This is a genomic window from Neobacillus drentensis, from assembly GCF_036962765.1.
In the GTDB taxonomy this organism is placed as follows: Bacteria; Bacillota; Bacilli; order Bacillales; family Cytobacillaceae; genus Neobacillus; species Neobacillus drentensis_C.
Window position 1 is genome coordinate 1 of record NZ_JBALOS010000305.1, and the last position, 1,383, is coordinate 1,383.

Genomic DNA, 1,383 nt, shown 5'->3' on the forward strand with positions numbered 1-1,383 from the left:
CAAGCTGGAATAGATGTTACCCTCATTACGGACAATATGGCAGCCATGGTCATGCAAAAAGGCTGGGTACAAGCAGTCATTGTCGGATGCGACCGTGTCGCAGCAAATGGCGATGTTGCCAACAAAATTGGGACGTATGGAGTAGCACTATTAGCAAAAGCACATAATATTCCTTTCTACGTTGCCGCACCGATCTCCACGATTGATTTGGATACCAAGACTGGGACTGATATTCCAATTGAAGAAAGAGATGCAACCGAAATTACAGAGGGATTCGGAAAACGAACCGCTCCTGAAGGGGTAAAAGTGTTTAATCCTGCGTTTGATGTCACACCTCATGAGCTTATTAACGCAATCATCACGGAAAAGGGTATAATAAAAGGGAATTATGATGAAGAACTAGTGAAACTCTTTCAAGCCTAAGAATGGCAAAAATGATTAAAACATGTTTATTTGCAAATTGTCACAGTTTCGGCATATCCTAGTTTGGTTTCACCTAAGAATATAGTGTAAAATCGATATAGCAGATTATGATGTAAAGGAGGATTCGGGAATGATAAAAAAGGTAATGGCTTCCGTAATACTAATTTCCTTACTTACAGTCGCGATTGTTCAAGCTATGGATAAGAAGTCAGAAACTCCCGAAACGACAAGTCAAACCACAGCAAGCAAAGAAGGTCTCGCTGTTGGAGCAAAAGCACCTGATTTTGAACTTAAAACCCTTACCGGTGAGAAGATAAAACTATCTAATTTAAAAGGAAAAAAAGTGATGCTTAACTTTTGGGCAACCTGGTGTCCACCTTGTAAAGCTGAAATGCCGGCAATGGAGCAATTTTCAAAACAGATGCAAAAGGATATTGTCATACTAGCAGTAAACATTGATCCACAATTAGATGTCCAGGGGTTTGTGGATGAGAATAAAATCACCTTTCCAATCCTGTTGGATGCCGATGATCAAGTAAATGAAACTTACCAAGTATTATCCATCCCTACTACGTATTTTATTGACAGTAAAGGGATTATCCAGAATAAATATACAGGTTCGATGGATCTGGATGTCATGAAAGATTTTACAAACAAACTAAAATAAACTAACAACTTTGATTTCGCTCGAAAAAACACACGGCACACAAGAAATGTGTCGTGTGTTTTTATTTGTTTTAATATGGCGGGCTAATTGTCGGAATGAACTTGTAGGAAAATATTAGGGAGGTCAATATGAGCCAGGTATTCGGACAAAAGCCACACAAAATCGCTTAGGACTGTCCGAATACGAAGTTGATTCGGACAACATCCACAAAAATCCCCTTGATCCTGTCCGAATACGAGGCTGATTCAGACAGCATCCGAAAAAAATCCCCTGGTCCTGTCCGAATACGAGGT

2 protein-coding genes are annotated in these 1,383 nt (G+C 39.7%); both read left to right on the forward strand.

Going from position 1 to position 1,383, the window contains the following annotated elements:
* On the forward strand, window positions 1-423 hold a 423-nt coding region (locus V7137_RS27665; protein WP_335701036.1), incomplete at its 5' end, for an S-methyl-5-thioribose-1-phosphate isomerase.
* A gap of 130 nt (window positions 424-553) precedes the next feature.
* Window positions 554-1,090, forward strand: coding sequence for a redoxin domain-containing protein (locus tag V7137_RS27670; protein WP_335701037.1), 537 nt, complete (start codon window positions 554-556; stop codon window positions 1,088-1,090).
* Window positions 1,091-1,383 lie beyond the last annotated feature (293 nt).

Bases quoted from the DNA above. Each gene is read 5' to 3' on its own strand.
- V7137_RS27670 (WP_335701037.1), top strand. From the start codon at position 554: ATGATAAAAAAGGTAATGGCTTCCGTAATACTAATTTCCTTACTTACA.